Below are 8219 nucleotides of genomic sequence, written 5' to 3' on the forward strand. Positions count from 1 at the left end.
GGAGGGGAGGCACTCATGGGAACCATTCAAGTTTTAGATGAGCATCTCGCCAATATGATTGCTGCAGGGGAAGTAGTGGAAAGACCGGCTTCGGTTGTCAAAGAGCTGGTCGAAAATGCAATTGATGCCAGTGCAACGACAATCGAGATCCACGTAGAGGAAGGCGGTCTGGAGATGATTCGGATCGTTGACAATGGGAAAGGGATGGATCGGGAAGATTGCCAGCTGGCTTTTGAGCGCCATGCCACCAGTAAAATCAGCAACGCTCGTGATTTGTTCCGCATTCGTACACTGGGCTTTCGTGGCGAGGCCCTGCCGAGTATTGCTGCAGTCTCGCGCATGGAGCTGACGAGCAGTACGTCCAGTAGTGAGGTAGGTACTCAGCTCTTGATTGAAGGTGGTCAGCTCGGAACGATTTCCGATAAAGCCGCTGTAAAAGGGACGGAAGTATGTGTACGCAGCTTGTTTTTTAACACACCTGCGCGCTTGAAATACATGAAGTCGATCGCTACGGAAGTCGGACATATTTCCGATTATGTGAATCGGCTTGCACTCACGCATCCGTCGATCTCCTTCCTGCTGACTCATAACGGTAAGACACTCTTGCAAACGTCTGGCGATGGAAAGCTGCTGCACGTCATGGCGGCTATCTACGGTGTGCAAGTAGCGAAGCTGTTGCTACCAATTGCAGGGGAGACCCTCGACTATAAGTGGTCTGGTTTTCTTTCGAAGACGGAAGTAACAAGGGCGAATCGCTCATACCTTTCGACACTGGTAAACGGTCGGTACGTGCGCAGCTATTCGATCAACAATGCGATTATGCGCGGTTATCATACATTGTTACCCATCGGCCGTTATCCGATTGTGGCTTTGCAGATCGAGATGGATCCGTCACTGGTCGATGTGAACGTACATCCTGCCAAACTTGAGGCGAGATTCAGTAAAGAAGATGAATTGTGCAGTGCTATAGAGCAATCGGTAAAAGAGACATTGCGACAAGGCTTAGGAATTGTCAGACCCATGGCTACGCAACCAAAAGCGAAGGTCGTCACCCAGGTCGTACAACCGCAGTTTGACCTGCAAATCAGCAAGCCTGAAACACCACAATCGCCACTGTTAGCAGCGAGTCCCCGACTCCAGGAATGGATGGCCAAGCAGGAAACAACCAGTAAGCAAGTGGATGTAGTGCCTCATATCGCACCATCCCTTGAGAGTGGCACGGTGAAGGAGTCGGCAGTCAACTATGAAAAGTTGGAGTTTGCAAAAGTAGAGGCTATCCCGCATGAAATTGTGCAGGCAACTATGTTGGATCAAACGGACATGAGAGAATCTTTCCAACCTTATGAGACTAAGATTCCGGAACAATTGGACATTGCCCAGGCTCCATCCCTTGCTCCTCATTCAACGAATGAAATCAGCGGCGAGGACAATTCAGCCACAGCAGGTACCGATCAATCACAGCCACTCTTGGAAGCGACTAATGAACATGAGACGGATTCGCCTGTTCCCGTTATGTACCCAGTTGGTCAAGTACACGGCACCTACATCGTCGCGCAAAATGACGAAGGCATGTATTTAATCGATCAACATGCCGCGCAGGAGCGGATTTTTTACGAGTATTTCATGGACAAGCTTGCAGAAGAGGGCATTTCCAGCCAGATCATGCTATTTCCACATACGGTGGAGTATACGGCAGCAGAGGCGAGCAAACTGGAGAAGCGACTGTCGCTTTTGCAATCGTTTGGTTTGGAGATCGAGGCGTTTGGGGGACGGACCTTTATCGTTCGTGCGCATCCACATTGGTTCCCAGAAGGGGCTGAGCTGGAGGTCATTGAGGAGCTCATTCAGTTTGTACTGGAAACGGGCGAAAACGCCCAAGCCAATGTCGTGCTGATGCGCGAAAAAGCTGCCATCATGATGTCCTGCAAAGCTTCGATTAAAGCGAACCGCTTCCTGACACATGCTGAAATGGAAAGCTTGCTGAACCAGCTGCGCAAGACGAGTAGTCCGTATACGTGCCCACACGGCAGGCCGATTGTGATTCATTTTACTGGTTATGACTTAGAAAAAATGTTTAAGCGTGTGACCTAAACACTATTAAAATAAATCCTCAAAAAGCAATCAAAATTTTAAGTACGTATTGGAGGGGGACGGAGGATAATTCCGAACTTGCAGGGATATCTGGATATTCGGAGGCAGTTCGATATCATGTGGATGCATTGAATCTCTTGAGGGAATTCTCACAAAAGGAAGCAAAGAAACTATCTGAAAAAAAGTTAATTGCGAGTTCGTTTATTACATCATATTCAAAATCAATTGAATATATCGGCCAGATACTAGTTCCCTGTTTACAGTTGGCCAAATTAACAAATGGTATGGACGAAAGTGCAGTTAATCTCATGAGTTTGACTCTTTATGAAAAAATTCAGATGTTTAATAGAGAAACTTCCAATAAATACGTCGACCTAACGAAGGGAATAAATAGGAATATTAGAAATGCTGATGCTCATTTATCTTTACGTTATGTTCCCAATAAGGATTCGTTAGAGTTAAAGGTTTGGAAGGGGGGAAAGATTACTTTAGTATTGATTCCTATTAATAAATGGATTCTCGAGATTTATCCAATTCCAGGGTGGATAATTCAAGCATATATTTATTCAGGATGTCTATTGTGTCTAGGAATGATTAACAAGCAATTATTTGCAGAAAAGTATGATCAAATATTTAGTGATAGTAAATAAAATAAACCTCGAATTGTCATCTATATTGATAGTTCGAGGTTTATTTTATTTGCACATACGCATGGTGCTCGCATATAACGGGAACATAAGTTCTTGTTTTGGGGGGATAGGCATGTTGTCTGATATCGAGCGGAAGGTATTAAGAGTGGTCGGCAACTATTCGGCAGGGCGGCGTAGAACACCAACTGTTGATGAATTGTGTATCAAGACAGGTCGGGATAGAGGGGGCATTATGGCAATATTGGATGTCCTCACAAAAGAGAAATACATTGAGTGGAAGAGGTCGGAGCCAGATACCATGACGCTCCTGGAAGGGTGGGAAAGGAAGGAGCTACATAATAGAACACGGCCAAAGAAATAAGCTCCTTTGGCCGTTCAGTAGTAGTTAGTGATTATGAAGACGATTAGAAATTTCATCTAGTTTATGGATGATAGAAAATAATTGCTCGGAAGTAGTATCTAATTGCTCAGCGGAAACAGTTGATAATGAGACATGTTGATCAATTTTAAGTAATTGATTGTTAATGTTCTGTAGAGATTGATAAATGTCTTTAGATGAGGCATTTGATTTATCGGCTAATTTACGTACTTCATTAGCAACAACGGTAAAGCCACGTCCGTGCTCTCCAGCTCTAGCAGCTTCAATCGCAGCATTAAGGCCTAGAAGATTTGTTTGTGTAGAAACATCTGCCACGAAGCCGCTGAGTTTCTCAATCTCCTCATTCTGCTCCTTTAACACATTCATGGAATGAGCGATCTCACCATTGTATTCATATAGTTTGGTTGCAGAATCGGTGAAGAAGGAAGAGATTCTAAGCGCTTCCTGGGTTGTAGCTGTCAATTCGGCTGCCATTTGCTCCATATTGTGGCGGTAGCTTACATTTTCACGCATCGTGTCGCCGATATACTGTTCAAGAATAATTGCAGAATCAAAAAAAACTCTTTTGATAAGAGCCTGATAAAATGCAGTTGAGTTTTTTAACGATTGAATTCTATCAGAAAAAAGACGTAAATACAGTGAGTATCCACCTAAGAACCAAGAAGCCGACAATCCAATTCTAGCATGGGTTGTACCGATTCGTTTTCGGCTGTTTACATATTCTTCATCAATAACATGAGAAGAAAGCGTTTCGATATACCAAATCTGCATGTTCTTTAATTGGTCCATAGTTACATTTGTACGAATCATTTGATTCAAGTTAGGATGTTTTTCCAATTCTTTATAAAAACAATCTACGATTTCTTTTGAGTGAGTGTTGAAGAATTCTTTGTGTGAATACAAGAGGTCTAAATCTTTTTCTGTTAGACCGTAGAACACCCTAAGTGAATTCCAATTACTATCTAGTGCAATCATGATACCAACCCCTATTTTCTTTATATGTAATGTAAAACTCTTTCAGATTCTAACAAAATAAAATGTTAAATAAAAATGAAATATTTATGAAATATATACTGATATGCTAAATATGACATATTGAAGAAACACGTATCCCTCAATTAAGAACATGGAAGAAGGTACTAGATGTATGGGAGAGAAAGGAACAAAGCAGATGGCGAGAAGATAGAAAATCATTTCTATACGATTCATTGAGGAGGGGCTTTATAGCAATGGCAGCTACGCCAAAGCGTCCTACAAGGGATGAGTTTGAATTAGAGGATTGGGGGATTCAGCTCTTGGAAGCAAAAAATGACGGAGATGAAAGGTCGTTGACTGTTTGAGGGATGCCTGAGAAAGTGCGTGGACGGATCATGGTTCTTGACTCGCGTACGAGACTAGTTCATGAAGATGAAAACGGAACGATAGGGAAAATACCCTTCCTGGACATTATGAAGGTGAGTTACGAGTAATTACCAGCACCAGTATTCGTCGATTTTATTTTAGCTAGCTAGTAAAAACCCGTCCCTGTTTTGAGGGGACGAGTTTCTTTACTAATACCTATACTATTTCTTCTCCCACTTACCGTTTTCCAGCACGAACTCTACAGCTGTGTTCGTTCCATCCGCGTACTGTCTCAGTATGTACAGGCTCTCACCGGACTCGTGCAGATGGATTTGGGGCATTTTATCGCCTACTTCAGTTTTAGTCAGCTCTCTAAGCTCTTTGAATAGGCCTTTGTCCATTTTCCAAACGTCAACTTTTTCAATTCGCGCGTATCCAGACAAATCTATACCAGTGTCGGCAGCGATCTCGTTAGCTCTTTGAGTGAGTAGATTATCGAAGGCTTGGGCTTCCTTTTTCGCCTCTTCGTCGCTCAACTTGCTGATGGCGACATACGACTCAGCGCGAGTAATCGCTGCCGATGCGCTATTTCCAACAAGCAGCAGCGCACCGATACTCGCGAGGGCAAACGTAGCCTTTTTGTACATACTATTACACTCCCCCTAAAACTTGGTTTCTACCAGTCGGGGTCTGCGGTAGCAATGATGACTCTTTTCCAATCTGGTTCAGCATTTTGCGGGACGCTAACAAAGGTGAACAGAAGGGCAAAAGTTGCAAGTCCAGACAACCATTTTTTCACAGTCTGCACCTCCCCTATAAAATGGATTCAAGAAGTGATTTGCGACAACTACCAGTCCGGCTCGGCCCCATACCATATGACTAGGTGTTCCGGTTGACTTAGTGACATTGACGGAATTGCTGTGACAAGGAAAGCAAACGCGAGTATGAGTAGCTTCTTTTTCACGAGCAGCACCTCCTATTCCTTTATGCCCTCATTATGGCAGAATCTCTCAACTATTTCCATGTTTTCGAAAGAGCAAGCCCTTTGTTGCAGCCGATGATGTTTTAGGAAGAGTCCCACGCCCTCTATAACTTTGTCGGACGCCGTAGTAGCTGATACTTTGCAGAAGGCTCTCGAACCCGTCCTCAACGTGTCCAATCGCGAGCTATAGATCACACCGCAATGATTACAGTAGTTAGAGATGGTGAACAATACTTATCCCAGCATTCTATTGATAAAAAAGAAGTATCAACAGTTGGGGATTGGTTTGATGCAGGTTATGATGTTTATGGATATGAGATGGATAAGGCTGATAATTAAACAATAAGAATCATGAGAGGCCCTTACTGTTTTGATTAAGTAAGGGTTATAATTTTTTTAACATTCTTTCAATGATTGGGGTGTAATGATGATCAGAAAAGTTGCTATTTTAATGATTATTGCCCTACTTGTTTTCGTTGGAATACATCAATTTTGGCCTGGCTTATTTTATCCAGAACTCCCATTTTCCTCAGTTAAGAAAGAGGTAGTTTTTGAGTTAATTAAACAGTCACCCGATTATCTAGTAACAGTAGCCCAAGAGGACGATTTTTCATGGTACGGGGCACAGTTTGAACAAGGGAGGGCAATCGATCTTTTTTTGGACGTGATGAAAAAAAATGGATGGACTTTGATTGATCAGGATGGTGCTGGATACTTTTTCTCGCAAAGTAATAATAAAATTGTAGTTACAACACAAATGTGGACAGGAAAAATAATGTTATTTAAAGTACCGGCTGCTGTTTCACTAATAACCAAATAAATGATGAACGGAATAGAATTTTTAAGACTCGCCCCCTTTTGGGAACCACATAACAAAGACGCACGTCCACAAGACAACATCTAGTGATGAATATTCTCCTTTTCCTCTGAGGAAGAACGCGCAAAACACGTTGAAAAATTTGTGAAGGCGGAGTAAGGATTTCAGAAACAAAATCTTACAGATTATAAGAGTGAGTAAACAAAAGTGATGAGTTCCTTCATTAAATAGAAGATAAAAGCCTCGGTTCATGTGACCGAAGCTTTTATGATTAATTTGCTTATTCATATTCTGTTACAACAGAAATGGGCGTGATTCAGTATAGTTACTGTGGGGAGTAATGTCATATATCATTGAGTAGATAGGTTAGTAACCGCGACAACGGTGACAACAAAATTGACAACGCACATAAGTAAAACATATAAAAATGCGTACTCTAAATACATGAAATACCGCGCGAAAATTCACTAAGTGCAGGTATTTCGTTCCCTGTACCTTGTAATAATGAAGCGTGTGATGTAACAGACACCCCCTTCCTTGGGGGTGTTTCTTTGAGAAGTTTATTCAGAAAATTTAATAATCAAGATTGATTTTAGACAAACACTGACATATGATTACTTGCAAAAACGAGGTGAAATGAAATGAGTTCATCACGCCAAGTCGGAATGTTTATTTATCCGTGGGACATAGCCGAGAGTGGTATCGAAGCTGTGATACAAACATTGGAAGGTGCCAAATGTAATACAGCGGTGGTCAATAGCAGCTATCATCAGGGGAGATTTTTTCACCCGCAAAGCAAAACGTTTCGCAGGCTGCCGCTTTCAGGGGTGTCGTTTACGCCTGAATGGTCGAAGTATAACCGTTTGCGCCCGACCGTACACGAGCAAATCGCACAAGCAAGCGTTCTTGCCAAAATGAAAGAAGCTTGTGAGCGGGCAGGAATGGGGTTTCATACATGGTGGGTTGGCCTTCACAATTCTACGCTAGGTTTGGCTCATCCAGATCTTTGTGTGCAAAACATTTGGGGGGATACATACACGTACGCGTTATGTCCTTCGCAGCCTGAGGTGCAGCATTACGCCAAGGCACTATTTGCAGATACGTTAGAGCAAGTCAAGCCAGAGCGGATTTTGATCGAAGCGACCGCCTTTTTGCCGATGAAGCATGGCGAGCATCATGAAGTATGCCTCCTACCGTTAGGAGAATCATTACAATGGTTACTCTCTTTCTGTTTTTGCGGGGCATGTACGGAACGTGCTGAAGCGAAACGAATCGATGTAGGAGCTGTCCAACAGCTTGTATCAAGGCTGGTCAATCAGATGGTGGAAGCCGATTCCATCTCGCAAGTATCTGCAGAAACGAGAGAATTCGCCTTCTTGCTGCTGGAATACCCGGAATTGTATCACTATCAGCAAACTCGTCTGGAAGTGGTAGATGGGCTATGGAGGAGCCTGAAGGAAATCGCGCTGAGTAAGGGGACTGCATTGGATGGCTTTCCGTCCTCGACACCGTTTTATGTGAATCAGTCCTATGGGGAAGGGGTTTCATTACGAAAAGCTGCGGCTACTCTCGATCGTGTCGTCCCTCTCGCCTATGGAGACAGTGTTAATGAGGTGGCGTATACGTTTCATGCGATGAAGCTTGTCGCCCCAGAAGCTGCGTTGGGGGCTGCTTTTTCCCTGCATCATAGCCAAATCCAGTCAGCGTTTGATCTGGCAGCGAGGGTGAAAACTGCGGTGGACGCAGGCGCTCAATCGATTACGTATTACAATCTCGGTTTGTTAAATAACCGCAGGCTGAACTGGATCAGACAGGCAAACCTTACCATAGAGGAGTAGAAATGCTCGCAACCAAAAAGACCCACGGAATGATATTATCCCCTTTGAGTAGACAGTGTAAAAAGCCCGCCCACCTGACGGTGGGTGGTACACTCTACTTGGAGGGGATTTTCTCATGGCT

Annotated in this window: 9 protein-coding genes and 1 pseudogene; 7 read left to right on the forward strand and 3 right to left on the reverse strand. The window is 43.4% G+C overall.

Annotation, left to right across the window (positions count from 1 at the left end; translation table 11 throughout):
• Positions 1-15 precede the first annotated feature (15 nt).
• The 3 genes from mutL (at position 16) to POF51_RS08775 (ending at position 3102) form a co-directional block, all read left to right on the forward strand.
• A complete protein-coding gene (gene mutL / locus POF51_RS08765; RefSeq protein ID WP_271755042.1) occupies positions 16-2091 on the forward strand; it encodes a DNA mismatch repair endonuclease MutL in 2076 nt (691 codons plus the stop codon).
• Between the two features lie 119 nt (positions 2092-2210).
• The gene (locus tag POF51_RS08770) at positions 2211-2741 is read left to right on the forward strand and encodes a hypothetical protein (protein ID WP_271755044.1); all 531 of its coding nucleotides are present in this window, start codon (positions 2211-2213) and stop codon (positions 2739-2741) included.
• A 112-nt stretch (positions 2742-2853) separates the two neighbouring features.
• Entirely contained in the window at positions 2854-3102 is a 249-nt protein-coding gene (locus tag POF51_RS08775) for a hypothetical protein (RefSeq protein WP_271755046.1), read from the forward strand.
• Positions 3103-3126: 24 nt separating this feature from the next.
• Here the strand turns inward: POF51_RS08775 and POF51_RS08780 are convergent, their stop codons facing one another.
• Entirely contained in the window at positions 3127-4095 is a 969-nt protein-coding gene (locus POF51_RS08780) for a globin-coupled sensor protein (protein ID WP_069849159.1), read from the reverse strand.
• 248 nt (positions 4096-4343) lie between these two features.
• Between POF51_RS08780 and POF51_RS08785 the strand changes: the two are divergent.
• A pseudogene (locus POF51_RS08785) lies at positions 4344-4589 on the forward strand (hypothetical protein).
• Between the two features lie 93 nt (positions 4590-4682).
• On the opposite strand, the gene POF51_RS08790 reads toward POF51_RS08785, so the two are convergent.
• Both POF51_RS08790 and POF51_RS08795 read right to left on the reverse strand, forming a co-directional pair.
• Positions 4683-5108, reverse strand: coding sequence for a hypothetical protein (locus POF51_RS08790; protein WP_069849156.1), 426 nt, complete (start codon positions 5106-5108; stop codon positions 4683-4685).
• Positions 5109-5137: 29 nt separating this feature from the next.
• Complete coding sequence (locus POF51_RS08795; protein ID WP_271755060.1) at positions 5138-5260, reverse strand: hypothetical protein; 123 nt, start codon at positions 5258-5260, stop codon at positions 5138-5140.
• A 384-nt stretch (positions 5261-5644) separates the two neighbouring features.
• Here POF51_RS08795 and POF51_RS08800 point away from each other — a divergent pair, with 384 nt between their 5' ends.
• From POF51_RS08800 to POF51_RS08810, 3 genes are all read left to right on the forward strand, one after another.
• Positions 5645-5782 (forward strand): hypothetical protein, encoded by a 138-nt coding sequence (locus POF51_RS08800; protein ID WP_170831604.1) that lies wholly within the window; start codon positions 5645-5647, stop codon positions 5780-5782.
• 85 nt (positions 5783-5867) lie between these two features.
• On the forward strand, positions 5868-6263 hold the full coding sequence (locus POF51_RS08805; protein WP_139135935.1) for a hypothetical protein: 396 nt from the start codon (positions 5868-5870) through the stop codon (positions 6261-6263).
• A gap of 638 nt (positions 6264-6901) precedes the next feature.
• Positions 6902-8098 (forward strand): hypothetical protein, encoded by a 1197-nt coding sequence (locus POF51_RS08810; RefSeq protein ID WP_271755071.1) that lies wholly within the window; start codon positions 6902-6904, stop codon positions 8096-8098.
• Positions 8099-8219: the final 121 nt, after the last annotated feature.

Source organism: Brevibacillus sp. AG (assembly GCF_028369215.1).
GTDB lineage: Bacteria > Bacillota > Bacilli > Brevibacillales > Brevibacillaceae > Brevibacillus > Brevibacillus porteri.